The sequence below is a fragment of the Streptomyces sp. NPDC058198 genome (genome assembly GCF_042882605.1).
In the GTDB taxonomy this organism is placed as follows: Bacteria; Actinomycetota; Actinomycetes; order Streptomycetales; family Streptomycetaceae; genus Streptomyces.
Map to the genome: position 1 here is coordinate 457,671 of NZ_JBHVVP010000005.1, position 25,588 is coordinate 483,258.

19 protein-coding genes are annotated in these 25,588 nt (G+C 69.7%); 8 read left to right on the top strand and 11 right to left on the bottom strand.

Annotated features, from left to right (window positions below; translation table 11 throughout):
* Positions 1-1,350, top strand: coding sequence for a carbohydrate ABC transporter permease (locus tag ACFVWW_RS21000; RefSeq protein ID WP_384189203.1), 1,350 nt, complete (start codon positions 1-3; stop codon positions 1,348-1,350).
* Entirely contained in the window at positions 1,347-2,228 is an 882-nt protein-coding gene (locus ACFVWW_RS21005) for a carbohydrate ABC transporter permease (RefSeq protein ID WP_384189201.1), read from the top strand. Before ACFVWW_RS21000 ends, ACFVWW_RS21005 begins: the two co-directional genes overlap by 4 nt.
* A 134-nt stretch (positions 2,229-2,362) precedes the next feature.
* Here the strand turns inward: ACFVWW_RS21005 and ACFVWW_RS21010 are convergent, their stop codons facing one another.
* Entirely contained in the window at positions 2,363-2,971 is a 609-nt protein-coding gene (locus ACFVWW_RS21010) for a TetR/AcrR family transcriptional regulator (RefSeq protein WP_384335933.1), read from the bottom strand.
* Positions 2,972-3,156: 185 nt separating this feature from the next.
* Here ACFVWW_RS21010 and ACFVWW_RS21015 point away from each other — a divergent pair, with 185 nt between their 5' ends.
* Both ACFVWW_RS21015 and ACFVWW_RS21020 read left to right on the top strand, forming a co-directional pair.
* On the top strand, positions 3,157-4,044 hold the full coding sequence (locus ACFVWW_RS21015; protein ID WP_384189197.1) for an ABC transporter permease: 888 nt from the start codon (positions 3,157-3,159) through the stop codon (positions 4,042-4,044).
* The gene (locus ACFVWW_RS21020) at positions 4,037-4,807 is read left to right on the top strand and encodes an ABC transporter ATP-binding protein (protein WP_386877699.1); all 771 of its coding nucleotides are present in this window, start codon (positions 4,037-4,039) and stop codon (positions 4,805-4,807) included. Before ACFVWW_RS21015 ends, ACFVWW_RS21020 begins: the two co-directional genes overlap by 8 nt.
* A 65-nt stretch (positions 4,808-4,872) precedes the next feature.
* Here the strand turns inward: ACFVWW_RS21020 and ACFVWW_RS21025 are convergent, their stop codons facing one another.
* Positions 4,873-9,915 carry an NAD-glutamate dehydrogenase gene (locus tag ACFVWW_RS21025; RefSeq protein WP_386877700.1) on the bottom strand — a complete coding sequence of 1,681 codons (5,043 nt, stop codon included), beginning with the start codon at positions 9,913-9,915 and terminating at the stop codon, positions 4,873-4,875.
* A gap of 451 nt (positions 9,916-10,366) precedes the next feature.
* Here ACFVWW_RS21025 and ACFVWW_RS21030 point away from each other — a divergent pair, with 451 nt between their 5' ends.
* Entirely contained in the window at positions 10,367-10,933 is a 567-nt protein-coding gene (locus ACFVWW_RS21030; RefSeq protein WP_384189193.1) for a DJ-1/PfpI family protein, read from the top strand.
* Positions 10,934-11,018: 85 nt separating this feature from the next.
* Here the strand turns inward: ACFVWW_RS21030 and ACFVWW_RS21035 are convergent, their stop codons facing one another.
* Positions 11,019-11,690 carry an HAD family hydrolase gene (locus ACFVWW_RS21035; protein WP_386877701.1) on the bottom strand — a complete coding sequence of 224 codons (672 nt, stop codon included), beginning with the start codon at positions 11,688-11,690 and terminating at the stop codon, positions 11,019-11,021.
* 37 nt (positions 11,691-11,727) lie between these two features.
* Positions 11,728-12,234: a DUF6912 family protein gene (locus ACFVWW_RS21040; protein WP_384189240.1), complete on the bottom strand. Its 507-nt coding sequence runs from the start codon at positions 12,232-12,234 to the stop codon at positions 11,728-11,730.
* A 279-nt stretch (positions 12,235-12,513) separates the two neighbouring features.
* Between ACFVWW_RS21040 and ACFVWW_RS21045 the strand changes: the two genes are divergently transcribed.
* Positions 12,514-13,020, top strand: coding sequence for an Rv3235 family protein (locus ACFVWW_RS21045; protein WP_386877702.1), 507 nt, complete (start codon positions 12,514-12,516; stop codon positions 13,018-13,020).
* Between the two features lie 106 nt (positions 13,021-13,126).
* On the opposite strand, the gene secA is transcribed toward ACFVWW_RS21045, so the two are convergent.
* Entirely contained in the window at positions 13,127-15,952 is a 2,826-nt protein-coding gene (gene secA / locus ACFVWW_RS21050) for a preprotein translocase subunit SecA (RefSeq protein WP_384189187.1), read from the bottom strand.
* Positions 15,953-16,192: 240 nt separating this feature from the next.
* Between secA and ACFVWW_RS21055 the strand changes: the two genes are divergently transcribed.
* Both ACFVWW_RS21055 and ACFVWW_RS21060 read left to right on the top strand, forming a co-directional pair.
* Positions 16,193-16,762 carry a GNAT family N-acetyltransferase gene (locus ACFVWW_RS21055; protein ID WP_386877703.1) on the top strand — a complete coding sequence of 190 codons (570 nt, stop codon included), beginning with the start codon at positions 16,193-16,195 and terminating at the stop codon, positions 16,760-16,762.
* Between the two features lie 73 nt (positions 16,763-16,835).
* Positions 16,836-18,032, top strand: a complete 1,197-nt coding sequence (locus ACFVWW_RS21060) for a winged helix-turn-helix domain-containing protein (protein WP_386877704.1) — start codon at positions 16,836-16,838, stop codon at positions 18,030-18,032.
* A gap of 19 nt (positions 18,033-18,051) precedes the next feature.
* On the opposite strand, the gene ACFVWW_RS21065 is transcribed toward ACFVWW_RS21060, so the two are convergent.
* The 6 genes from ACFVWW_RS21065 to mtrA form a co-directional block, all read right to left on the bottom strand.
* The gene (locus ACFVWW_RS21065; RefSeq protein WP_384189181.1) at positions 18,052-18,813 is read right to left on the bottom strand and encodes a response regulator; all 762 of its coding nucleotides are present in this window, start codon (positions 18,811-18,813) and stop codon (positions 18,052-18,054) included.
* 391 nt (positions 18,814-19,204) lie between these two features.
* Positions 19,205-19,894 carry a ribosome hibernation-promoting factor, HPF/YfiA family gene (gene hpf, locus ACFVWW_RS21070; RefSeq protein ID WP_384189180.1) on the bottom strand — a complete coding sequence of 230 codons (690 nt, stop codon included), beginning with the start codon at positions 19,892-19,894 and terminating at the stop codon, positions 19,205-19,207.
* Between the two features lie 316 nt (positions 19,895-20,210).
* Positions 20,211-20,933, bottom strand: coding sequence for a ComF family protein (locus ACFVWW_RS21075; RefSeq protein WP_386877735.1), 723 nt, complete (start codon positions 20,931-20,933; stop codon positions 20,211-20,213).
* Positions 20,934-21,020: 87 nt separating this feature from the next.
* Positions 21,021-22,871: an LpqB family beta-propeller domain-containing protein gene (locus ACFVWW_RS21080; RefSeq protein ID WP_386877705.1), complete on the bottom strand. Its 1,851-nt coding sequence runs from the start codon at positions 22,869-22,871 to the stop codon at positions 21,021-21,023.
* Positions 22,861-24,906 carry an MtrAB system histidine kinase MtrB gene (gene mtrB / locus ACFVWW_RS21085; RefSeq protein ID WP_384335925.1) on the bottom strand — a complete coding sequence of 682 codons (2,046 nt, stop codon included), beginning with the start codon at positions 24,904-24,906 and terminating at the stop codon, positions 22,861-22,863. Before mtrB ends, ACFVWW_RS21080 begins: the two co-directional genes overlap by 11 nt.
* A gap of 1 nt (position 24,907) precedes the next feature.
* Positions 24,908-25,585: a two-component system response regulator MtrA gene (gene mtrA / locus ACFVWW_RS21090; protein WP_005486885.1), complete on the bottom strand. Its 678-nt coding sequence runs from the start codon at positions 25,583-25,585 to the stop codon at positions 24,908-24,910.
* Positions 25,586-25,588: the final 3 nt, after the last annotated feature.

Sequence of the window (25,588 nt, forward strand, 5' to 3'; positions counted from 1 at the left end):
GTGAAGTCGGCGGCCACGGGGGGCACCGGACCGGTGTCCCCCGTCAACACAGGCAAACGCAAGAGCGTGACGGGCACACGTAAGTACATCGCGGCCGGCTTTCTGCTGCCCGCGCTGGTGCTGCTGGGCGCGCTCGTGGTCTACCCGATCGGGTTCTCGGTCTACCGGTCCTTCTTCGACAAGTCGGGCGACGGCTTCGCCGGGCTCGACAACTACGTCGAGATCTTCACCGACGACACCATCCTCACCGCGGTCCAGAACAACGCGATCTGGGTGGTGGTGGCGCCCACCGTCGCCACGGCGCTCGGTCTGATCTTCGCGGTGCTCACCGAACGGGTGCGCTGGGGCACGGCCTTCAAGCTGATCGTCTTCATGCCGATGGCGATCTCGATGCTGGCCTCGGGCATCATCTTCCGGCTGGTGTACGAGCAGGACCCGGAGCGCGGTATCGCCAACGCGGTCTCGGTGAGCGTGCACGACACGTTCAACGAGTCGGCGGGCTACCCCAAGGCGCACCCGCTGCCCGTCCATCCGCTCAAGGCGGAGGGCGGCGGCGCGTTCGTCACCAAGGAGCCCGTGAGCGCGGGCACCGAGGTCCAGCTGCCGCTGGTGGGTGTGGCGCCGGCGCTGATGCCGTCCGACGCGCAGCCGGCGAAGGCCGCGAAGCCGGAGGACGGCCGGGTCACCGGTACCGCCTGGCTGGACTTCACCAAGGGCGGCGGCGGAAAGCCCAATGTCGTCGACGCCAAGGAGCTCGGTCTCAAGGGCATCAAGGTGGAGGCGGTCAAGGACGGCAAGGTCGTGGCCTCCGCGACGGCGGGCGCGGACGGTACGTTCAGCCTGCCGGCGGCGGCCGACGGCGCCCAGCTCAGACTGCCCGCGGAGAACTTCCGCGAGCCGTACAACGGCGTGGACTGGCTCGGCCCTTCGCTGGTCACCCCGGCCATCATCGGCAGCTATCTGTGGATGTGGGCAGGGTTCGCGATGGTGCTGATCGCGGCCGGTCTGGCGAGTGTGCCGCGTGAACTCATGGAGGCCGCCCGGATGGACGGCGCCAATGAGTGGCAGGTCTTCCGCCGGGTCACCGTGCCGCTGCTGGCACCGGTTCTCGCGGTCGTCATGGTCACGCTGATGATCAATGTCCTGAAGATCTTCGACTTGGTCTTCATCATCGCGCCGGGGTCGTCCCAGGACGACGCGAATGTGCTGGCGCTCCAGCTCTACCGCTCGTCGTTCGGCACGGACGCGGATCTCGGGGTCGGCAGCGCCATCGCCGTACTGCTGCTCCTGCTGGTGATTCCGGTGATGCTGTTCAACGTCCGCAGGATGCGAAGGGAGACTCGCCGATGACCACGAACGACGGTGCGGTCAAGGCGAAGCAGTCCCTGGCGGGCCGGATCGCGGCCCGTCTGGGCGGCGGTGCGATGCAGGTCTTCCTGATCCTGGTCGGCCTCTTCTGGCTGATGCCGACACTCGGACTGCTGGTCTCCTCGCTGCGCGACCCCTCGGACATCAGCGCGAGCGGCTGGTGGAAGGTCTTCTCCGCCCCCGCCCAGCTGACCACCGAGAACTACTCGCGGCTGCTCGACAACGAAACCATCACCAACTCGCTGTTCTCCACGATCATGATCACCGTCCCCGCAACGCTCCTGGTCGTGGTGATCGGCTCGCTCGCCGGATACGCCTTCGCCTGGATGGAGTTCCCCGGCCGCGACTGGTGGTTCCTGGTGGTCGTCGGGCTGCTGGTGGTCCCCGTACAGGTCGCACTGGTCCCGGTCTCGAAGCTGTTCGGCTCCATCGGCATCTTCGAGACGACCTTCGGCGTGGTCATCTTCCACGTCGCCTTCGGTCTGCCCTTCGCGATCTTTTTGCTGCGGAACTTCTTCGCGGAGATCCCGAGGGAGCTGCTGGAGGCCGCCCGGCTCGACGGGGCGGGCGAGATCCGGCTGTTCACGCGTGTCGTGATGCCGCTCGGCGGTCCCGCCATCGCCTCGCTCGGCATCTTCCAGTTCCTCTGGGTCTGGAACGACATGCTGGTCGCGCTGATCTTCGCGGACTCCGAGAACCCGCCGATCACTGTCGCACTCCAGCAGCAGGTACGGCAGTTCGGCAACAACATCGATGTCCTGGCGCCCGGCGCCTTCGTCTCGATGGTGATTCCGCTGGTCGTGTTCTTCGCGTTCCAGCGGCAGTTCGTCACGGGTGCGATGGCGGGAGCCGTCAAGTAGCCATCCGGCACAGCCTGTGGGAACAGCCGGGGAGGATCGGTCGCGTGACGGCCGGTCCTCTCCGGCTTTGTGCGTGACGGCGGGCCCTCGGCCTCGGTGACGGCGGGCCCTCACCCTCAGCCTCAGCCTCACCCTCAGCTTCGGCCGAGCGCCGCGACGGCCGAGGCCGCCAGATCGTCCAGATACCCCTCGGGCAGGTCGCTCCGCACGACCACCAGCCGCCAGTAGAGCGGTCCGACGATCAGATCCAGGGCCCGGTCGGGGTCCGCGCCCTCGGGAAGCTCACCGCGCTCGACCGCCTCGCGGACGATCACGGCGGCGATGCCCCGCTGCCCGTCCAGCAGCGCCGCCTTGATCGCGTCGGAGATCTCGGGATTACGGGCCGCCTCCACCAGCAGGTCCGGGATGACCTGCGAGGCCACCGGGTGGCGCAGGGCGTGCGAGGCCACTTCGAGCAGGGCGCGCACATCGCCGTACAGCGAACCCGTCGCGGGGGCGGGCAGTCCCTGGGCCGCGAAGGCGGAGACCAGATCGAGGACCAGCGCCAGCTTGGATTTCCAGCGGCGGTAGACGGCGGTCTTGCCGACCCCGGCCCGGCGCGCGATGCCCTCGATGGACATCCGGGCGAAGCCGACCGCGGCCAGCTCCTCGAAGACGGCCGTGCGGATGGCGTCGGTCACGTCCTCCCGGAGCACGGCGGCTCCCGCGGGGACGCGGCGTGAGGTGCGCGGGTCCGTGGTCATGGGCACCGAGCATAGCCGCACGCCGACGTCACGACGACACGGTTGCGTTTCGACGTGGGACAGATCTACCCTCGACGTAGCGACGATACGGACCCGTTCCATCCTCGGCGCCGTACCGGCCACCGTCGAAAGGGCCACCTGTGAGCCAGATCGCAAAGCCCCCACCGGCCGTGGAGCCCGCGCCCGTGACCGCGCCGGCATCCGTGACGGACCTCGGCGCCCTCGCCGCCCGGCACGGACTGACCGTAAGCGGAGCCCGTCCCTCGCTGCCCGTCTATGTCCGGCAGCTCTGGTCGCGGCGGCACTTCGTCACCGCCTTCGCCACCGCCCGGCTGACCGCCCAGTACAGCCAGGCGAAGCTCGGCCAGATCTGGCAGATCATGACCCCGCTGCTCAACGCGACGGTCTACTACTTCATCTTCGGTGTGCTGCTCCGCACCAAGGACGGCGTCCCCGACTTCATCCCGTTCCTGGTGACGGGCGTCTTCATCTGGACCTTCACCTCCAGTTCCGTCACGGCGGGCACCCGTGCGATCTCCGGCAACCTCGGGCTCGTACGGGCACTGCATTTCCCGCGCGCCGCCCTGCCGGTCGCGCTCGCCCTCCAGCAGCTCCAGCAGCTGCTGTTCTCCATGGGCGCGCTGGCCGTGATCCTGGTCTGTTTCGGGCAGTACCCCGGACCCGGCTGGCTGCTGGTGGTGCCCGTCCTGGCCCTCCAGGCGCTGTTCAACACCGGGCTCTCGATGATCGTGGCGAGGCTGGCCGCCAGGACCCCTGACATCGCCCAGCTGACCCCCTTCGTCCTGCGCACCTGGATGTACGTGTCCGGCGTGATGTGGAGCGTCGACAAGGTCGTCGGCGGCGGGCGGCTGCCGCATGCCGTCGCGGTGGCCCTGGAGTGCAACCCGGCCGCCGTCTACATCGACCTGATGCGCTTCGCCCTCATCGACAGCTTCACCGACAGCCGGCTGCCCCCGCACATCTGGGCCGTCGCCGTCGGCTGGGCGCTGCTCGTCGGGGTGGGCGGATTCCTGTTCTTCTGGAAGGCCGAGGAGGAGTACGGACGTGGCTGACCGCATCCCCACCGTCGTCGTCGACGGGGTCCACATCACCTATCAGGTGCACGGCACGCGCGGCGGCCGGGGCAGTGCCACCTCCGCCCTCAGCCGGATCGTCTCGCGGCGGGCGGCGCCCGGAGTGCGTGAGGTGCACGCCGTGAAGGGCGTCAGCTTCGTCGCGTACAAGGGCGAGGCGATCGGTCTGATCGGCTCCAACGGCTCCGGCAAGTCGACGCTGCTCAAGGCCGTCGCGGGGCTGCTGCCTCCTACGGAGGGCAAGGTCTTCACCCGGGGGCAGCCCTCGCTCCTGGGGGTCAACGCGGCGCTGATGGGCGACCTGACCGGCGAGCGCAATGTCATCCTCGGCGGGCTCGCCATGGGCATGTCGCGCGAGCAGGTCCGTACCCGCTACGACGACATCGTGGAGTTCTCCGGAATCAACGAGAAGGGCGACTTCATCTCCCTGCCGATGCGGACGTACTCCTCGGGCATGGGCGCCCGGCTGCGTTTCTCGATCGCCGCCGCCAAGAGCCATGACGTCCTGCTGATCGACGAGGCGCTGTCCACCGGTGACGCGAGGTTCCAGCGGCGCAGCCAGGAGCGCATCACCGAACTGCGCGAGGAGGCCGGCACGGTCTTCCTCGTCAGCCACAGCAACAAGACGATCACCGAGACCTGCGACCGGGCGCTGTGGCTGGAGTCGGGGACGCTGCGGATGGACGGTCCCGCGGCGGAGGTCGTCGCGGCGTACGAGCAGTTCACGGGCAGCAAGAAATAGGAGCGCCCGGCTCGCGGTGAGCCGGGCGCCCCTCATGTCCGGTCAGCTGCTGCGCTGCGGCGCGGTCAGCTGTGCGTACGCAGCAGCGTCCGCATCGTCCGCATCGCGACCGACAGGTTCGCCAGGTCGAAGGCGTCCGAGCCCTGGATCTCCTCCAGCGTGGCACGCGCCCTGGTGAGGATCGCGGCGTTCTTCTGCTCCCACGCCGTGAACCGCTCCCCGGGCGTCGAGCCGCCGTCACCCACGGACAGGACGTCCGCCGTCAGGCCGGCGTGCGCCGCGTACAGGTCCTCGCGGATGGAGGCGCGGGCCATGGACTGCCAGCGGTCGTCCCGCGGCAGCTCGACGATCCGGTCCATCAGCTGGGCGATCCGCAGCCGGTCACCGAGGTCGTAGTACACCTCGGCGACGGACAGCGCGTCCTGGCCCGTACGGTCCGCGATGGCCACGATGTCGAGCGTCGGGAAGACGGACGAGAAGCCGGCGACCCGCAGGGCCACCTCCTCGGGAACCCCCGCGCCGGTCAGCTCCTTCAGGATGGCCTGGTACCACTCCAGCTCCGCGCCGCGCAGCATCGTGGGCAGCTGGGCCCAGACCTGCTCCACGCCCGCCGAGAAGAACTCGATGGTCCCGGCGATCTCCAGCGGCTGCGGCCGGTTGCCCAGCAGCCAGCGTGTACCGCGCTCGACCAGCCGGCGCGAGTGCAGCCGGATCCGGGTCTGGACGGCGGCCGGGACCTTGTTGTCCAGGGCCTCGACGGCGTCCCAGACAGCACCGAGACCGAAGATCTCGCGGGCCGAGGTCTGCGCCCGTACGATCTCCTCGATCGACGCCCCCGTCTCCTCCCGCAGCCGGTGCAGGAAGGTCGAACCACCGCTGTTGACGGTGTCGTTGACCAGCAGCGTCGTGACGATCTCGCGGCGCAGCGCGTGCGTGTCGATCTGCTCGGCGAACTGCTCGCGCAGCGGCTGGGGGAAGTACGCGTGCAGCAGCTTGCGCAGATACGGGTCGTCCGGCAGCTCCGTGTGGATCAGCTCGTCCGCCACCGTGATCTTGGTGTAGGCGAGCAGCACCGCGACCTCGGGCTGGGACAGACCCTTGCCGGAGTTGAGCAGTTCGCGGATCTGCCGGTCGGTCGGCAGGAACTCCAGCGCCCGGTTGAGGTCCCCGTCCCGCTCCAGCCGGCGCATGAACCGCTGGTGGGCGTGGAGCAGGGACGGCGACTGGGCGCCGGCGTTGGCGAGCGCGGTGTTCTGCGCGTAGTTGTTGCGCAGCACCAGCGCGCCGACCTCGTCGGTCATCGCGGCGAGCAGCTTGTTGCGCTGCTTGACGGTCATGTCGCCGTCCGTGACCAGGCCGTTGAGCAGGATCTTGATGTTCACCTCGTGGTCGGAGGTGTCCACGCCGGCGCTGTTGTCGATGGCGTCGGTGTTGATCTTGCCGCCCTCGCCGCCGGCGCCGCGCCGGGCGAACTCGATCCGGCCGAGCTGGGTCAGACCCAGGTTGCCGCCCTCGCCGACGACCTTGACCCGCAGATCCTCGCCGTTGACGCGGATCGCGTCGTTGGCCTTGTCGCCGACGTCTGCGTTCGACTCGGTGGACGCCTTGACGTACGTACCGATGCCGCCGTTCCAGAGCAGGTCCACCGGGGCGTGCAGGATCGCCTTCATCAGCTCGGCGGGCGTCAGCTTGGCGACACCGGGCTCGATGCCGAGTGCCTCACGGACATGCGCGTTGACGGGGATCGACTTGGCGGTACGGGGGTGGATCCCGCCGCCCTGTGACAGCAGCTGCTTGTCGTAGTCGGCCCAGGAGGAGCGCGGCAGCTCGAACAGCCGGCGGCGCTCCGCGTACGAGGTGGCCGCGTCCGGGTGCGGGTCGAGGAAGATGTGCCGGTGGTCGAAGGCCGCGACGAGCCGGATGTGCTCGGAGAGCAGCATGCCGTTGCCGAAGACGTCACCGGACATGTCCCCGACTCCGACGACCGTGAAGTCCTCGGACTGGCTGTCGTGGCCGAGCTCGCGGAAGTGCCGCTTGACGGACTCCCAGGCGCCACGGGCGGTGATGCCCATACCCTTGTGGTCGTAGCCCGCGCTGCCGCCGGAGGCGAAGGCGTCCCCGAGCCAGAAGTCGTAGGAGACCGCGACCTCGTTGGCGATGTCGGAGAAGCTCGCGGTGCCCTTGTCGGCGGCGACGACCAGATACGTGTCGTCCTCGTCGTGCCGGACCACATCGGCCGGCGGCACGACCTCGCCCGCGACCATGTTGTCCGTGATGTCGAGCAGCGCCGAGATGAAGATCTTGTACGAGGCGATGCCCTCGGCGAGCCAGGCGTCCCGGTCCACGGCCGGGTCGGGCAGCTGCTTGGCGACGAAGCCGCCCTTGGCGCCGACCGGCACGATCACGGTGTTCTTGACCATCTGCGCCTTGACCAGGCCGAGGATCTCCGTACGGAAGTCCTCACGCCGGTCCGACCAGCGCAGACCACCGCGAGCGACCTTGCCGAAGCGCAGATGCACGCCCTCCACGCGCGGGGAGTAGACCCAGATCTCGAACGCCGGGCGGGGCGCGGGCAGGTCCGGGATGGCCTGCGGGTCGAACTTCATCGACACATAGCTGTGGTGCTTGTTGCCCGCCGCCTGCTCGCCGCTCTTGCCTCCCTTGCCGCTCTTTCCGCTCGCCCCGTCGGCGCTCTGGAAGAAGTTGGTGCGCAGCGTGGCCTTGATGAGGGTGAGGAAGGACCGCAGGATGCGGTCCTCGTCGAGGCTCGCGACCTGGTCGAGTGCTCCGTCCAGCTCCTCCAGCAGCCCGTCCGTCAGCTCCGTACCGGCGCTCTGGCGTCCCGGCGACATCCGGGCCTCGAACAGGGAGACCAGCAGCCGGGTGGTGTGGACGTTGATGCGGAGGGTGTCCTCCATGTAGTCCTGGCTGAAGGTGGAGCCGGACTGGCGCAGGTACTTGGCGTACGCGCGCAGCACCATCGCCTGCCGCCAGTTCAGACCGGCCCGCAGGACGAGGGAGTTGAAGCCGTCGTTCTCCGCGGCGCCCGTCCAGACGGCGGCGAAGGCTTCCTGGAAGCGCTCGCGGGCGTCGTCGGCGAGATAGTCGTTGTCCGCGCCGCCCAGCGGCATCCGCAGGCCGAAGTCGTAGATCCAGGCGTGCGTACGGTCCGTGCAGCGCAGCTCGTACGGCCGCTCGTCGACGACCTCGACACCGAGCCGCTGGAGCACCGGGAGGACGGCGGAGAGGGAGACCTGCTCGCCCGAGCGGTAGATCTTGAAGCGGCGCTCGCCGGGGCCCGCGCCGACCGGCTCGTACAGCGAGAGCGAGAAGTCCTTGTCGGCGGTGCCGAGGGCTTCCAGGTGGACCAGGTCGGCGACGGCCGCCCGCGGGGAGTGGTCGGCCTTGTAGCCCTCGGGGAAGGCTCCGCCGTAGGAGCGCAGCAGCTCGGCGGCGCGCTCCTCGCCGCACTCGGCGTTCAGCGCCTCGCCGAAGGCGTCGGTCCAGGAGCGGGCGGCCTCGACGAGCCGGGCCTCGATCCGGTCGGCGTCGGCGTCGGTGAGCCCGGTCAGCTGGGTGCCGGGCGGAACCCGGACGACGAAGTGAATACGGGAGAGGATCGATTCTGTGTTCCACGCGGTGAAGTCGACGTTGGACCCGCCGAGCTCCTCCTTGAGGATGTCGATCAGCCGCAGCCGGACCCCGGTGGTGTAGCGGTCGCGCGGCAGATAGACGAGGGCGGAGTAGTAGCGCCCGTACTCGTCCTGGCGCAGATAGAGCCGCAGCCGCCTGCGCTCCTGGAGGTACAGCACGCTGGTGACGATCGAGCGCAGCTCGTCGACGGGCGTCTGGAACAGCTCGTCGCGCGGGTAGGTCTCCAGGATCTGCAGCAGATCGCGGCCGTCGTGGCTGTTGGGCGAGAAGCCGGCGCCCTCCAGGACCTCGGCGACCTTGCGCCGGATGACCGGAACCCGGCGTACGGACTCGGTGTACGCGGCCGAGGAGAAGAGCCCGAGGAAGCGCCGCTCTCCGACGACATTGCCCTTGTCGTCGAACTTCTTGACGCCGACGTAGTCGAGATAGCCGGACCGGTGGACGGTGGAGCGGCTGTTGGCCTTGGTCAGGACGAGCAGCTTGTGCTCACGGGCCTTGGCGCGGGCGTCGGGGGTCAGCCTGCTGAAGGACGGGCTGACCGGGTGATCGTCGTCCTCGCTGTGCTTCGGGTCGGAGCGCAGGATGCCGAGGCCGGTGCCGGGCACGGCGGACAGGGAGTCGGAGTCCGTCAGCTGATATTCGCGGTAGCCGAGGAAGGTGAAGTGGTCGGCGGCGAGCCAGCGCAGCAGCTCACGGGCCTCTTCGCGCTCCTGGGCGGGGAGGTCGTCGGCGGTCGGCTCGCCCGGCAGTTCCTCGGCGATGCGCAGCGCGGACTCGCGCATCTTGTCCCAGTCCTCGACGGTCTCCCGGACGTCGGACAGGATGCGCCGGAGGGCGGCGGTCATCTGGCTGAGGTCGTCGCGGTCGGTCTCGCGGTCGACCTCGACATGGATCCAGGACTCGGTGACCGCGTCGTGCGGGCGGTCCGTGGTGGCCGTTCCCTCGGGGAGCACCTCGATCAGCCTGCCGGTGACATCACGGCGTACGACGATCTGCGGATGGATCACGGCGTGGATGCCGCGGCCCTGGCGGGAGAGCTCGTTGGTGACGGAGTCGACGAGGAAGGGCATGTCGTCCGTGACCAGCTCGATCACGGAGTGGCTGCAGGTCCAGCCGTTCTCCTCGACCGTGGGCGTGTGGACCCGTACATTGGCCGTCCCCTGGGGGCGGTTCGCGGCCAGCCGGTAGTGGGAGAGCGCGGCACCGAAGATATCGACCGGGTCGCGGTCGGCCAGGTCCTCGGGGGCGGTGTGCAGGTAGTAGCGCTGGAGGTACGCGAGAAGCGTGTCCCGGTCGGGACGCTCCGCGCGGTCGGAACTGTCGGACCCGGCCGAGGCCTCGTCCTTCCGGGGGAGACCCCCCGGACCCCCGGTTCCCCCCGCCGGGCTGTTCTCAGCGACCCGGGCCGCCTTTTCGAGCAGCTCGGCCTTGGCTTCGTCCAGCTTGGTCTGCATGTCCTCTGGCTCCTGTCGCGCGCCGTTGCGTGACGTAGGTGAAGGAAGCGACACAACGCCACGACGCGGGGTTTCCGGTCGCAGTCGACGTTATGCCGCGATGAGAGATGTCCGGGACCATATTGGCCAATTTTGACGGTCGGCCCGGGCTGTGAGGATCATCGATGGCCCGGGCGCTATGGCGCTCCGGGCGCAGGCCGGGGGCTTCGCTGCCCCCACGGCATATCGCGCTGATCACGGGCCCAAGGCTATCGCCCTCCACCCGGGCCCCGTCATGAGCCGTATGTGTACAAAAGCGGGGGTGGAAGTTTGACACTCTGGACAGCGACACGAAGCCCTCGCACGTACTCACGGGCGGACACCTCCCTCCCTCAGCTCTCGCCGACCGGTGCGGACCGGGACCACACTGGTCGACAGGGGGACAGACCGGCACATTCTCCCGGGAGCAGTCATGGCAGCCAAGATTCTGATCGTCACCGGCGACGCCGCCGAGTCCCTCGAAGTCCTCTATCCGTACCAGCGCCTGCGCGAGGAGGGGTACGAGGTCCATATCGCCGCCCCCACGCGCAAGAAGCTCCGGTTCGTGGTCCATGACTTCGAACCGGGCTTCGACACGTACACCGAGAAGCCCGGCTACACCTGGCCCGCCGACCTGGCCTTCTCGGAGGTCGAACCCACGCAGTACGCCGCGGTGGTCATCCCGGGCGGCCGCGCCCCCGAGTATCTGCGGGGCGACGCGGAACTCCGCAAGATCCTCAAGTCCTTCTTCGACGCGGACAAGCCGGTGGCCCAGATCTGCCACGGCCCCCTGCTCACGGCCGCCGTCGGCGAACTCGCCGGCCGCCGCGTCACGGCCTACCCGGCCCTGGAGCTCGACATGCAGGCGGCCGGCGCCACCTTCCAGGACGCCGAGGCCGTGGTGGACGGCACCCTCGTCTCCGCCCGCGCCTGGCCCGACCACTCGGCCTGGATGCGCGAATTTCTGAAGATCCTGCGAGCGAAGGCACCGCTGACCTGAGCGGTACGCACCCGGGAAGCCGGCCCGCGCCACAGCTCGGGGCAGCAGGCTCTGCGCCGCAGCTCAGGCCGGCAGGCTCCGCAGCTCAGGCCGGCAGGCTCTGCGCCAGGGCGACCGCTTCCGCGAGGCTGTCCACGACCGGGACACCCACCGCCTCCAGGGCGGCCCTGCTGTGCGAGCCCCCGGTGTAGAGCACCGCACGCGCGCCCACGTGCGCCGCCGCCACCGCGTCGTCGACCGCGTCGCCGATCACCACCGTGTGCTCGGCCGATATCGCGCCCGCCTGGGCCAGCGCGGCCAGATGACGCTCCATGTGCAGCGCCTTGCTGCCGCCGGACGGTCCCGTCCGCCCGTCGACCCGGATGAAGTGGCTCTCGATCCCGTACCCCCGCACGACCGGGACCAGCTGCTCGTGCCCGTACATGCTCAGCAGCGACTGGCTGCGGCCCGCCAGCTGCCACTGCGCCAGCAGCTCCTTGACGCCTTCCGTCAGCCCGCAGGCGACGCGCCGCTCCGTGTAGTGCCGGTGGAAGGACTCGTCCATGACGGCCCATTCCGCGTCGCTCGGCACGCGGCCGATCAGCCGCTCGTAGAACACCGGGATCGGTATGCAGTACAGCTCGCGGTAGCGCTCGAGCGTGATGGGCTCGATCCCGATCTCCGCGAAGGACGCGTTGGTCGCGCCGAAGACCGCCTGGATGTCGTCGAGGATGGTGCCGTTCCAGTCCCAGACCAGATGCGTGTTCCGCTTCCCCATGCCGAGAACCGTACCGGCCGGGTCTGACAACGCGGCGTCAGTCGATGAGGTTGGGGATCTCCTGGACGCCGTACCAGAGCAGCTCATGATCCTCCGCGCCGTCCACCGTGAACTGCGCGTCGTCGTCGCCGTGGTCGGCCGCCCCCAGCGCGGCCGCCGCGGCCGACACATCGCCGTCCGCGTCGTCGGAGTCGACGTGCACCGCCGCCGCCTTCGTCAGCGCGACCGCCGAGGCGATCCGCACCTCACCCACCCCGCCGGCGTCCATCCCCCGGTCGGGGTCCGCGACCGCGTCCTTGTCCGGTACGTCGAGCGCGAGGACCACCCGGCGCCTGGCGGCACCCGGGTCCGCGGCGAGCAGCCGGAGCGAGCCCGCCGCGGCCCGGTTGAGCGCCGCGTACTCCAGCTCCTCGATGTCGTCGGAGACGTACCACTCACGCAGTCCGGGGGTCACGGCGTACGCGGTCAGCGGCCCTGGCCCCAGCTCGCCCGTCTTGTGCGCCTCGGCGAGACCAGGAAGGGTCAGGGGGACGTAGACGCGCATGGGCAGGCCGCTTTCGTAGTCGGAAAACACCTAAGGATACGTGCGGGAGTCCCTCTTCGGGGTGACGCTCAGGAAGCCCTCAGGCGTCCACCGAGAACCCCGCCCCACCTCGCTGCCGGGCCCGGCAGGGGGCGGGGACCACCCGGATAGGTGATTCCGTCGGCCCGCGCTCCGACGGCGTACCCGCCTTGCGACGGTGCCCCAAAGGCCCGTAAAAGATCCCCCATCAGAAGTTACCGCCCGGTATCCGACCGGACGGGCAGAACGGGGGCGATCTGCATGACCATCACGGGCACCACCACCTCCACCCGCGCCACGGACGGCGCAGCGACCGACCGAGCCGCGGCCAGGACGATCGCCGGGGCCAGGCCCCCGGGCCGGCGTGACCAGCGCGGGCCCGGCACCGGCCGCCCGCGGCGGCGCCCGCACATCCCGCCGCAGGAACTCTTCGCGGAGCGTCTGCTCGCCGTCCTCAGCGGCCATCGCCCCGTGCACTGGATGCTCGGCCAGACCGTCGGGCAGGCGTACGAACAGCTCGTCCGCCTCGCGCCCGGCACCCCGCTCAGGGCGAGGGGCGTGCGCCCTGTCATCCGCACCTGCCGCGGCTTCCAGCCACGCCCCGGCGTGGTCGAGGCGTCCGCCAGCATCGCCGCGGGCGAACAGGTACGTGCCATGGCCTTCCGCCTGGAGCAGGGCGCCGATCTGCGCTGGCGCTGCGCCGCGGTCGAGCTCGGCGGCGAGCGGATCACGGCCGGCACGGATCACGACATGAGGCACCGGACATGAGCCACGGGACATAAGGCGCCGGACATGAGGACGGGCCGGGGCGCGCACAGCGAGTGCGCTCCCCGGCCCGTACCCCGGCGATCAGACGATCCGGAACTCCGGCGCCCTACTTCTTGCGGCGGCGTCCGCCGTTGCCGCCCTTCTGGGCCTTACGGCGCTCGGCGCGCGTCAGCCCGTCGGACGTGGACCGCGTCGGCCCGTCCGCGTTCTGGAAGTCGCCCTCGACGATGCCGCCCTCGCCGTCCACCGTGGGAGCGGAGAAGTGCAGCCGGTCCGGGCGCTGCGGAGCGTCCAGGCCCTTCGCGCGGATCTCCGGACGGGAGGCGCCCGCGGGCACCGCGTCCTCCTTGGTGAGGGAGGTGCGCTCGGCCGAGTCCTGCACCGGGACCTCCTCGACCTGCTGCTCGACCTGGACCTCCAGGTTGAACAGATAGCCGACGGACTCCTCCTTGATGCCCTCCATCATGGCGTTGAACATGTCGAAGCCCTCGCGCTGGTACTCGACCAGCGGGTCCTTCTGCGCCATCGCACGGAGGCCGATGCCCTCCTGCAGGTAGTCCATCTCGTAGAGGTGCTCACGCCACTTGCGGTCCAGGACGGACAGCACCACGCGCCGCTCCAGCTCACGCATGATGTCCGAGCCGAGCGAGTCCTCGCGGTCCTGGTACTGCTCGTGGATGTCGTCCTTGATGGACTCCGCGATGAACTCGGCGGTGATCCCGGCGCGGTCGCCGGCCGCCTCCTCCAGCTCCTCGACGGTGGCCTTCACCGGGTAGAGCTGCTTGAAGGCGCCCCACAGCCGGTCCAGGTCCCACTCCTCGGCGAAGCCCTCGACGGTCTCCGCCTGGATGTACGCGTCGATCGTGTCGTCCATGAAGTGGCGCACCTGCTCGTGCAGGTCCTCGCCCTCCAGGACGCGGCGGCGCTCGCCGTAGATGACCTCACGCTGCCGGTTGAGGACCTCGTCGTACTTCAGGACGTTCTTACGCGTCTCGAAGTTCTGCTGCTCGACCTGCGACTGGGCGGAGGCGATGGCGCGCGTCACCATCTTGTTCTCGATGGGCACGTCGTCCGGCACGTTGGCCATCGACATCACGCGCTCGACCATCTGCGCCTTGAACAGCCGCATCAGGTCGTCGCCGAGCGACAGGTAGAAGCGGGACTCGCCCGGGTCGCCCTGACGTCCGGAACGACCACGCAGCTGGTTGTCGATACGGCGCGACTCGTGCCGCTCGGTGCCCAGGACATAGAGCCCGCCGAGGTCCTTGACCTCCTCGAACTCCGCCTTGACGGCCTGCTCGGCCTTCTCCAGCGCGGCCGGCAGGGCCGCCGCCCACTCCTCGACATGCTCGACGGGGTCCAGGCCGCGCTGCCGCAGCTCCGCCTCCGCCAGGTCGTCGGGGTTGCCACCGAGCTTGATGTCCGTACCACGTCCCGCCATGTTCGTGGCGACGGTGACAGCACCCTTACGGCCGGCCTGGGCGACGATCGTCGCCTCCCGGTCGTGCTGCTTGGCGTTGAGCACTTCGTGCTGGACGCCGCGCTTGCTGAGCTGCTGCGAGAGGTACTCGGACTTCTCGACCGAGGTGGTGCCGACCAGGATCGGCTGCCCCTTGTCGTGCTTCTCCGCGATGTCGTCGACGACCGCCGCGAACTTGGCGACCTCGGTGCGGTAGATCAGGTCGGACTGGTCCATGCGGACCATCGGCCGGTTCGTCGGGATGGGTACGACGCCCAGCTTGTAGATCTGGTGGAACTCGGCGGCCTCGGTCATGGCCGTACCGGTCATGCCGGAGAGCTTGCCGTAGAGGCGGAAGAAGTTCTGCAGGGTGATCGTGGCGAGGGTCTGGTTCTCGTCCTTGATGTCCACCCCTTCCTTCGCCTCGATCGCCTGGTGCATGCCCTCGTTGTAGCGGCGGCCGGCGAGGATACGGCCGGTGTGCTCGTCGACGATCATGACTTCGCCGTCGATGACGACGTAGTCCTTGTCGTTCTTGAAGAGCTCCTTGGCCTTGATGGCGTTGTTCAGATAACCGACGAGCGGGGTGTTCACCGACTCGTAGAGGTTGTCGATGCCGAGCCAGTCCTCGACCTTCGCGACACCCGGCTCATGGATGGCCACGGTGCGCTTCTTCTCGTCGACCTCGTAGTCGCCGGTCTCCTCGATGCCCTTGAGCGGGTTGCCGGCCTCGCCCCTGGTCAGCCGCGTGACCAGCTTGGCGAAGTCGCCGTACCACTTGGTGGCCTGGTCGGCGGGGCCGGAGATGATCAGCGGCGTACGGGCCTCGTCGACCAGGATCGAGTCGACCTCGTCGACGATCGCGTAGTTGTGGCCACGCTGGACCAGCTCTTCCTGGGACCACGCCATGTTGTCGCGCAGGTAGTCGAAGCCGAACTCGTTGTTCGTGCCGTACGTGATGTCGCAGGCGTACATCTCGCGACGCTGGGCCGGCGTCATGTTGGCCAGGATGCAGCCGACGTCGAGGCCCAGGAACTTGTGGACGCGGCCCATCATCTCGGAGTCGCGCTCGGCCAGGTAGTCGTTCACCGTGATCAGGTGGACGCCCTTGCCGGACAGTGCGTTGAGGTAGGCGGGCAGGGTACCGACGAGGGTCTTGCCCTCACCGGTCTTCATCTCGGCGACGAAGCCGAGGTGCAGCGCGGCGCCGCCCATCAGCTGTACGTCGTAGTGACGCTGACCGAGGACGCGCTTGGCGGCCTCACGGACGGTCGCGAAGGCCTCGGGAAGCAGGTCGTCCAGGCTCTCACCGTCGGCGAACCGCTCTTTGTACTCGTCGGTGAGCGCCCGCAACTCGGCGTCGGAGAGGGTCATGAAGTCCTCTTCGATGGAGTTGACCTGGTCCGCGATGCGGTGCAGTTTGCGCAGGATCTTGCCTTCGCCTGCACGCATGAGCTTGTTGAAGACGGACACTGAGGCTGGTCTCCTTGCCGGTCGGGCCTGGCACGTGGGTCGTATACGGACACGGGCGCGGGCACGGCAGGCGGGCCCCACCGCAACGGCCATCGTAAGCGAGGACCCGCCCGCGCCGGGAGGGCTGCCGTCACGCGGGCCCGCTGTCACCCACAAACAGAACGCGCGGAACCCGTGGAAGGTGCCGGTACGGCAGGAAAAGCACTCGTACTACAAGACGCGGTTCAGCAGAATCCGTCCATGGAACCCGTCACTCTCACCACCGAGCGTCTGCGGCTGCGCTCACTGACACCGGCCGATACCGACGACGTCCGGGCGGCCTGCCAGGATCCGGACATCCAGCGCTGGACGTCGTTCCCCTCGCCGTACGAACGCCGGCACGCGGCAGACTTCATCGAGCGGATGGCCCCGGACGGCTGGCGGACCTCGACCATGTGCACCTTCGGCGTCGTGCCCCTCGGCGGCGGCCCCGTGATGGGCGCCGTCAACGCGCACTGCCAGTCGGGCACCTGGGAGATCGGCTACTGGACGGCCAAGGAGTACCGGGGCCGCGGCTACACGACGGAGGCCGTGACGGCGGTGGCCCGCTGGGCCTTCACGGTGCTGGGCGCGGAGCGGCTGGAGTGGCGGGCCGAGGTCGGCAATGCGGGCTCGCGCGCCGTCGCCGAGAAGGCCGGTTTCGTGGTGGAGGGCGTCCTGCGCGCGGCGCCGCTGAGCAGGGACACGCTGCGGGACGCCTGGGTCGGCGCGCTGCTCCCGTCCGACCTGGGCCTGCCGGGCCACCATCCGTATCTGCCCGCACGCCTCTGATCTCCGGGGCACCCCTTTCCGGGACTCCGCTCTCCCGGTCCGGCTGTCAGTGCCGCGGTCTATCGTGCGGACCATGACGACGTTGCCGCCCGCCACCACCGAGCTGTCCGCCGACGAAGCCCGCCGTATAGCGCTGCGCGCCCAGGGCCTCCTCGGGGCGCGGGACCGGCGCGGCGGGGTCCGTGGCGTGCTGCGCCATCTCGGCGCCGTCCAGCTCGACACGATCTCGGTCCTGGCGCGCTCGCACGAGCTGATTCCGTACGCCCGGCTCGGCGCCGTCGGCCGCAAGACGGTCGAGGACGCCTACTGGACGCCCTCGCCTCCCGGCGCGTCGCCGTCGCGGCCGCACGCCTTCGAATACTGGTCCCACGCGGCCTGCGTCCTGCCCATCGAGGAGTGGCCGCACTTCGCCTTCCGCCGCCGCGCCTACCGGGCCCGTCCGCAGTGGTACCACGAGCTGGCGGACGGCTCGTACGACGCGGTGATCAAGCAGTTGCGTACGGAGGGGCCCCTGACCGCCACGGAACTGGGCGGCGCCAAGAACGGCGGGCCGTGGTGGGACTGGTCCGAGGCGAAGGTCGCCGTCGAGCGCGCGCTGATGTACGGCGAGGTCGTGTGCACCGGCCGGCGCAGCTGGAAGCGGGTCTACGACCTCGCCGAGCGCGCCGTCCCCGACGAACTCCTCCACGACGACCTGGACGACAGGGAGTGTCTGCGCCGGCTCGTGCGGCTCGCGGGCAAGTCGCTCGGCGTCGGCACGCGCGCCGACATCGCGGACTACCACCGCCTCAAGGGCGAGCAGGTCGACGCCGTGATCGCGGACTCGGGGCTGGTGCCGGTGACGGTCGGGGGCTGGGGGAAGCCGGCCTGGGCCGATCCGGAGGCGCTGGCGACCACCCCGCGGGGCCGGCACCGTACGACGCTGCTGTCGCCGTTCGACTCCCTCATCTGGGAGCGGGCCCGCACCGAGCGGATCTTCGGATTCACCCACCGCCTGGAGGCGTACGTCCCCAAGCCCAAGCGGGTATACGGCTACTTCGCGATGCCGCTGCTGTCCGGCGGCAGGCTGCTCGGCCGGGTCGATCCGGCGCGCGAGGGCACGACACTGGTGGCCAAACAGGTGTCCCTGGACACCCCGAAGGCCGTGCTCCCGATGGCACAGGCGCTGCGGGAGGCGGCGGAGTGGGTCGGCTGCTCGGACGTCCGCGTGGAACGGGTCGACGCGCCCGGACTACGCGCCCCTCTCGCCGAGGCGCTCGCCCGCGTCTGAACCGCAAACCGCGGACCCGTCAGCGGATCTCAAGAATTTTCTCCCGCATCGCGTAGACCACGGCCTCCATCCTGGAGTGCAGCTGCAGCTTCTCCAGGATATTGCGGACGTGGTTCTTCACGGTGTTCTCGGAGATGAACAACTCCTTGGCGATATCACGGTTGTTCATTCCCGTGGCCACCAGCTTGAGGACTTCCAGCTCGCGTTCGGTGAGGCGCGGCGCGGGCACGAGCCTGCGCTCGTCGGTGCGCTGGATCATCGATTTGAACTCGGTCAGCAGTTTGGACGCCATGGACGGGCTGATCTGTGACTGCCCGTCGGCCACGGCGCGAATCGCGGTGGCCACCTCGTCGGTGGAGATCTCTTTGAGGAGATAACCGGTGGCGCCCGCCTTGATCGCGTCGTAGAGGTCGGCCTCCTCGTCGCTGATCGTCAGCATAATGATCTTGGCACTGGGGGCCACCTCCTTGATGGAGGTGCAGGCCTCGATACCGCCGCGCTTGGGCATCCGTACGTCCATCAGCACGATGTCCGGAAGCAGATCGGCGGCCTTGTCGACGGCCTCCGCGCCGTCACCGGCCTCACCGATGACCTGGATGTCCTCCTCCTGGGCGAGGACGATCTCCAGGCCGCGGCGGAAGAGCGCGTGGTCGTCCACGACAAGGACCCGGATCGGCTCCTTGCGCGAACCGTCCCGCTCCGCGTCGGCGTCGGATCCGGCGCCACCGAGCGTGTCGTCTCCACCGCCCGCGCTGTGCACCGGTCCGAAGCTGTCCGCCATCTTTTCTCCCCCTGAAGGCCCTGGCCCCACGTTCCTGTGGGCCGGCCAACCGCAGTTCGCAGACCACCTGTTGGCCTGCGACTCCATGATTTCATGCCCGGACGGCACAACGGGGATCCTTGCGGCCGCGCGATGGTGCCCCTGAGGGCACAGAGGGCGCTCAGGGGCACCACCGGAGCACGGATCCCAACAGTGTCAGGACCCCGGCAGGACGTCAGCCGTTTCTCAGAGCCTGTCGGGTGACCTCTGATCGGGCGGCCACGCCCTGGCACGCACGCTTCCCGCGTTGCCGAAATGCCCTAGTAGCTCCGCTACGAGGACATCCCGGCGCCTTGGAATCGCACGCACCAGACCGCGTCCGCTCTCCGATCGAAGGTCACCCGACAGGCTCTCAGCCGCCGAGGGCGCCGCCGGCGCCGCCCGCTTCCGAGCCGGCCAGCGGGTCGGTCCTGAGATGGATCACGCCGTAGTCATAGGCGTGGCGCCGGTAGACGACGCTCGGTTCCTTCGTGTCGGAGTCGACGAACAAGTAGAAGTCGTGCCCGACCAGTTCCATCTCGTAGAGCGCCTGGTCGAGGGTCATCGCCGCGGCTACGTGCGTCTTCTCCCGGACCACCAGGGGTCCTTCACCCTGTACCTCCAGCGAGCCGATCATGGTGGTGGGGACGGCCTCGGCCGCCTCCTGAGCCGCGGTCTCGCCGTTCGCGTTCAACTGGGCCACGCCAGGAACGACATCGACGACCTCGGCTGCCGACAGCCGACCGTTGCCACGCCGGTTGTAGCGCTTCTCGTGCTGCTTGCGCAGCCGCGCCTCCAACTTGCCTGTGGCCAGGTCGAGCGCCGCGTACGGATCGGCGGCCGCCGCCTCCGCACGGATCACGGGGCCGCGGGAGTGGAGCGTGATCTCCACCCGGTCGCACCGGTCGGCCTGCCGCGGGTTGGGCTCCTTGGAAACCTCGACGTCGAGGCTGATCACCTTGCCGTCGAGCTTCTGGATCTTGTCCAGCTTCAGCTTCTCGGCCACGTGCTTGCGGAACCGCTCTGGTACCTCTGTTTTGCGACCCTTGACGACGATGTCCACGCAGAACTCCGTTCCCGGATCACTCCGCCTCGCTGCGGAGTTACTCCCTGTTGCACCAGACCCCAGTAGTCACAGGGGCCTCGGACTTGGCGACTTTCACCTCCTCCTCCCCCGTCGGGGAGTTCCCCACTCCCCCGAACTTCCGAGGTTCTGAAAAACGCCCGAAGCAGAGCAATGCATTCAGCGAGTCACGGCTTCCGCCATTCCTTACAACCGAACATAGCCCTCCCGGGCGGGTGTCGGCACCCGCTACCGGCGCGTACCCCTGTTCAGGTGTTTTCCTTCCCGGTTCCCGTCCAACGATGCAAGATCGCGATCAGTTCCGGTTTATTTCGAAGGAGAGAGGCGGTGCGGCCACCACGGCCGCGCTCACCTGTACGAATCCCGGAATGCCGGGCCTGACGGCGGCACGCAGTGCCCTGGCCGACTCGGCGAGCGAGGCGCCGGTCGTCATGAGATCGTCCACCAGCACCACCCGGCCGCCCTCCAGCAGCCGCGCGCCCCCCACGACGACCTCCAGGGCCCCGGACAGATTCGCCAGCCTCTGGCGGGCACCGAGGCCCGACTGGTCGGCCACCGTACGCCGCTGCCGCAGCACCGGCAGAACCCGGCACGGCCGGCCCGTACGCCTCAGCTCACCGGCGGCGGCCAGCGCGATCCGGCGGGCAGCGTCATGCCCGCGCGCTCCGACCGCACGGCGCGTGGACGGCACCGGCACGAGCAGCAGCGGGGCGACACCCGTACCCGGCGGCGCGGCGGCCTGTACGGCCCCGGCCAGCGCGCGGCCCAGCGGCCCCGCCAGCCCGAGCGCGCCGCGCTCCTTGTGCGCCAGCAGTACGGCCCGTACGGCGTCCTCATACGGCGCCGCCGCATGGACCGCCGGCAGCCCCGCGGGCTCCGGCACCGGCCGCACCCGGCACGGCCACGTGCCGTACAGCGCCCGGCCGCAGTCGCCGCACAACGGAGTCCTGGCACTGCCACAGCCGCCACAGGCAACCGGCAGCACCAGCCCGGTGATCTCTCGCCACCACACCCGCATGCCCCACACTGTGCCAACCACCGAGGCACCCCGGCCACCCCTGTGGACAACTAGTTCAGGCAAAGATCCGACCGGCCGGTATCCGGGTCATCCGGGGTACACGGGCGACGAGCCCACATCGACCATCGTCTGCCAGTTCGCGCCGGTGGGCAGCCGGACGATTCCCGCGTCCTCGGAGTCGGCCACCAGCGGCTGCCGGTCGTCGCCCGCCGCCGCGATGGCCGTCACCTGGTTCAGTCCGGGCAGCACACCGGCCGCCGAGGTCGACCCGTCGGTCTGGATGTAGCGCACCTGCTGCACGCCGCCCTCCTCCTTGCCGACCACCACGAGCCGGCTCGGTCCGGCCCAGGACACCGCCGTCACCGTCTCCATCTGCGGCGCCCCCGACTGCGGTTCCGCCACGGACACCTTCGGATCGGCCGCGGAGCCGTGCCGCTCCACCCGGCCGATCTGCAGGGTCGTCCGCCCGTCCCGCGTCAGCAGCAGCGCGATCCGTACGCCGTCGGCCGACACCCGCAGGGCCTCGATCCGCGCGCCGTCGAGTCCGTCGACCGTGACCTCGCGCGGGGCGCCGACACCCTGCGCGAACCGCAGCAGCCGCGGCTTCGCGGGATCGCGGTCGGCGACCCAGAGATCGCCGTGTCCGTCCCAGCTCGGCGCGGACAGCCTGTCCTCGGCCCGCGCGCCGTTGCTGGTCACCAGCGGATCGCCCAGCTCGCTGTCCGAGGTGATGGACGACACGTAGAGCGACTTGGCGGCGTCCGCGACGCCCGCCGCGTGCTTCTCGTCGCGGGCCACCGCGACCGTGCCCAGCTTCACGTCCCCGTTGCCGAAGGGCCCGATCACACGCGTCCGGTCGACGCTCTCGTCGCTGCGGGCCTCCAGCAGCGACAGCCGTCCGCGGTCGTCGAGGAAGTACGGATGGTCGAGCCGGCCCGTGGTGCGGTCGGGCGCGAACTCCTCAGCCTGGTCCCCGCTGAGCACACAGAGCGAGGATCCGTCCGCCAGCAGTTCGACCTGGCCGACCGGAGTGGAGGTGAGATCCCGCAGAGTGAAGAGCAGCTGCGCGGCCATCTTGCGGCACTGCTCACGCCCCGCCCCGGCCGCCTTCCCGTTCAGCGGCACCTTCAAAGCGTTCCGGTCGTCGAACTCCAGCGACGTGGTGCCCTTCTGCAGCGCCGTACCGGCGGGGAAGGGCGAATCGACGACCGGCGTCAACCAGTTCGTCGGCCCGTCGAGCAGCACCTTGACCGCCTGCGTGACCGGGTCCATCCGCGTCGTGGGATCTATTCGCTGGCGGATGTAGACGGGGTCGGCGACCAGCCAGTTCTCCCCGGACGCGAAGTAATACTTATTCACGGAGCGGTAATTCCGCTGGAAGTCCGACTCACCGAGCACCAGCCCCTGCGGCAGGCGGTCGATGCGCCACTCCTTGCTGTCCGACCCGGTGCTCTGCTGCACCAGATGGATGGCGCCGTTGTACCGGATCGGCGTGATCGGCTCATACGCGTGCGTGGAATCCACGTCGGCGATCCGGTCGCCGTACAGCGGATAGGTGAGACCGGTGCTGTCGGTGCCTGACGGCTCCGTGGGGCCCGCGGGGTCGGGCGCGGCGCTCAGCACGGTGGTGCCGGCCTCCGGCTGCCAGTTCCGCGACGCCTGCTTCGTCAGATACTTCCTGGCCATCGCGAAGTCGGGATCGTCGCTGGTCATGGCCTCGAGGAAACCGTCGACGATCTCGTCGGGCTCCGCCTTGTCCCGGGGCGGTACGGCATACACCCGCACCTGGGACTCACCGGGCGGCGAGGCCTTGACCGGTTCGACATCGCCGCTGCTCGGGATGGACGCGCACCCGGTCAGCAGCAGAGCGAGCGTCCCCAGCACGGCCGGCGCCCTCACCGCACGTCCCTGGCCGTACCGCCGGCGGTCAGCGCCCACGAATCGTGTCCTCCCGCTCCGGAGCCTGGCGTGCAGAGTCGTGTGATTCAGCGCCGGGGGGCCGCTCCCCCGCGGGGCGCGCCACCACCCGGGAGCCACTGCCCGGCAGCGCCGTCGGATCCACCGCGGCCGCCGTACGGGGCGGCGGGGGCGCGCAGGGCGATACGGACAGCGCGGACCGGTCCGCGCGCGGCTGGACCGGCACGCTCGCCAGCCGGTGGGCGCTCTCCTTGAGATCCTCCGGGCCGGAGCGCTCACGGTTGCGCCGGGAATCCTCCGGCTCCAGGGGTATCGGCGAGCCGCGCAGCGCCTCGTCCGCCGTGCGCGGCAGCGTCAGCCGGAACTGGGAGCCACCTCCGGGCTCACCCCAGGCCTGCAGCCAGCCGCCGTGCAGCCGCGCGTCCTCGACGGCGATCGACAGGCCGAGTCCGGTGCCCCCGGTCGTACGGGCGCGGGCCGGATCGGCCCGCCAGAAGCGGTTGAACACCCGGGTCGCCTCGCCGGGCTTGAGTCCTACGCCGTAGTCGCGCACGGCGACCGCGACGGCCCCGCCCGCCACCCCCATCCGTACGACGACATCCCGGCCCTCGCCGTGCTCGACGGCGTTGACGACCAGATTCCGGAGCACCCGCTCGACGCGGCGGGCATCCGCCTCCGCGACGACGGGCTGCTCGGCGCCGAGGACACGGATCCGGCTGCCCTTGCGTTCGGCCAGCGGCGCGGCGCCGCCGATCACCCGATGGACGACTTCGCGGAGATCTATCGGCTCGGCCTCCAGGGCCGCCGCGCCCGCGTCGAACCGGCTGATCTCCAGCAGGTCCGAGAGGAGCGACTCGAAGCGGTCGAGCTGGTCCCCGAGCAGCTCGGCGGAGCGCGCCGTCACCGGGTCGAAGTCACTGCGTGCCTCATGGATGACATCGGCGGCCATCCGCACGGTCGTCAGCGGGGTGCGCAGCTCGTGCGACACGTCGGAGACGAAGCGCCGCTGCATCCTGGAGAGCTCCTCCAGCTGCTGGATCTTGAGCTGCAGATTCTGCGCCATCTTGTTGAAGGCCTCACCGAGGCGGGCGATGTCGTCCTCACCGGTGACCTTCATCCGCTCCTGGAGACGGCCGGTGGAGAGCCGCTCGGCGATCCCCGCAGCCATCCGTACGGGCGTGACGACTTGGCGCACCACCAGCCAGGCGATGGCTCCCAGCAGCACGACCACGAAGAGCCCGGCCGTGGCGAGCGTGCCCTTGACCAGATTGAGCGACTGCTCCTCCTGCGTCAGCGGGAAGATGTAGTAGAGCTCGTAGGCGTTGCGGTCGATGTCGTTCAGCCGCTTGCCGACGATCAGCCCCGGCTCAGGCTCCCGGTCCTCGGTCGCACCGGTGTATTTGATCAGGGCATATGCCTCGAACGCTCCGGTGCCCTTCGCGACCTGGGTCCGCAGATCCACGGGAACGCTGGCGAAGTCCACCCCGCCGGAGACCCGGGGCGCGCGGTTGGTCGAGGCCGCGTCCTCCGAGGCGGGACTCAGCGCCACCACGTTGAAGGCACCGGGGCCGCCACTGGCGAGCTGCTCGACGAGGTCGGACCGCCAGTTGACGGAGTTCCTCCCCGACCTGCCGCTCGTCCCGTCACCGTCCCGCCCGCCGGGCGCCGCCGGTGCGTCGGCCTTCTCCTTCGCCACGGTGAAGCCGCCGGCCGCCTGGCTCTGGGCCGCCTTCTCCTTGGCTTCGAGCAGGCCGTTGCGCACCTGGCCGATGACGACGAACCCGAGCAGCAGCACCACGCCGAGCGACATCAGCAGCGTGGCCGCGACGACCCGCAGCTGGATGTTGCGCCGCCACAGCCGTACGGCGGGCAGCAGCGGCCGCCTCACCCAGCGCACCAGGAGCCGCAGCACCGGCCCGCCGGGCGAGCCGTCCTGGAGCAGCCGGCCGCTCTGGAACAGCCGGCCGAACCGGAAAAGCACACGTCCGGGGCCGGCAGCCCGCCCCGCACGGACTCCCGGCTCGCCGGGCTTCGGAGCAGCGCTGCCGCCCGGCATGTCAGCTCGGTCCTGCCTTGTAACCGACACCTCGGACGGTCACAACGATCTCCGGCCGCTCCGGATCCTTCTCGACCTTGGAGCGCAGCCGCTGGACATGCACATTGACCAGCCGCGTGTCCGCCGCGTGCCGGTACCCCCACACCTGCTCCAGAAGCACCTCACGGGTGAACACCTGCCACGGCTTGCGGGCCAGCGCGACCAGCAGATCGAACTCGAGCGGCGTCAGGGCGATGGACTGCCCCTCCCGCTTCACCGAGTGACCCGCCACATCGATGACCAGATCGCCTATGGCGAGCTGCTCCGGCGCCGGCTCCTCCGACCTCCGCAGCCGCGCCCTGATACGGGCCACCAGCTCCTTCGGCTTGAACGGCTTGACGATGTAGTCGTCGGCCCCCGACTCCAGGCCCACCACTACATCGACCGTGTCGCTCTTGGCCGTGAGCATGACGATGGGCACCCCGGACTCGGCCCTGATGAGCCTGCACACCTCGATGCCGTCCCGTCCGGGCAGCATGAGATCCAGCAGCACCAGATCCGGCTTGGCCTCACGGAACGCGGCGAGCGCCTTGTCACCGTCCGCTACGAACGACGGCTCGAAACCTTCACCACGCAGCACAATGCCGAGCATCTCGGCCAGTGCGGTGTCGTCATCGACGACAAGGACACGTCCCTTCATATC

Excerpts from the sequence above, each read along its gene's own strand:
- ACFVWW_RS21005 (WP_384189201.1), top strand. The coding sequence starts at position 1,347 with ATGACCACGAACGACGGTGCGGTCAAGGCGAAGCAGTCCCTGGCGGGC.
- ACFVWW_RS21010 (WP_384335933.1), bottom strand. The coding sequence starts at position 2,971 with ATGACCACGGACCCGCGCACCTCACGCCGCGTCCCCGCGGGAGCCGCC.
- ACFVWW_RS21025 (WP_386877700.1), bottom strand. The coding sequence starts at position 9,915 with ATGCAGACCAAGCTGGACGAAGCCAAGGCCGAGCTGCTCGAAAAGGCG.
- ACFVWW_RS21030 (WP_384189193.1), top strand. The coding sequence starts at position 10,367 with ATGGCAGCCAAGATTCTGATCGTCACCGGCGACGCCGCCGAGTCCCTC.
- ACFVWW_RS21035 (WP_386877701.1), bottom strand. The coding sequence starts at position 11,690 with ATGGGGAAGCGGAACACGCATCTGGTCTGGGACTGGAACGGCACCATC.
- ACFVWW_RS21040 (WP_384189240.1), bottom strand. The coding sequence starts at position 12,234 with ATGCGCGTCTACGTCCCCCTGACCCTTCCTGGTCTCGCCGAGGCGCAC.
- ACFVWW_RS21045 (WP_386877702.1), top strand. The coding sequence starts at position 12,514 with ATGACCATCACGGGCACCACCACCTCCACCCGCGCCACGGACGGCGCA.
- ACFVWW_RS21055 (WP_386877703.1), top strand. The coding sequence starts at position 16,193 with ATGGAACCCGTCACTCTCACCACCGAGCGTCTGCGGCTGCGCTCACTG.
- ACFVWW_RS21060 (WP_386877704.1), top strand. The coding sequence starts at position 16,836 with ATGACGACGTTGCCGCCCGCCACCACCGAGCTGTCCGCCGACGAAGCC.
- ACFVWW_RS21065 (WP_384189181.1), bottom strand. The coding sequence starts at position 18,813 with ATGGCGGACAGCTTCGGACCGGTGCACAGCGCGGGCGGTGGAGACGAC.
- ACFVWW_RS21075 (WP_386877735.1), bottom strand. The coding sequence starts at position 20,933 with ATGCGGGTGTGGTGGCGAGAGATCACCGGGCTGGTGCTGCCGGTTGCC.
- mtrB (WP_384335925.1), bottom strand. The coding sequence starts at position 24,906 with ATGCCGGGCGGCAGCGCTGCTCCGAAGCCCGGCGAGCCGGGAGTCCGT.
- mtrA (WP_005486885.1), bottom strand. The coding sequence starts at position 25,585 with ATGAAGGGACGTGTCCTTGTCGTCGATGACGACACCGCACTGGCCGAG.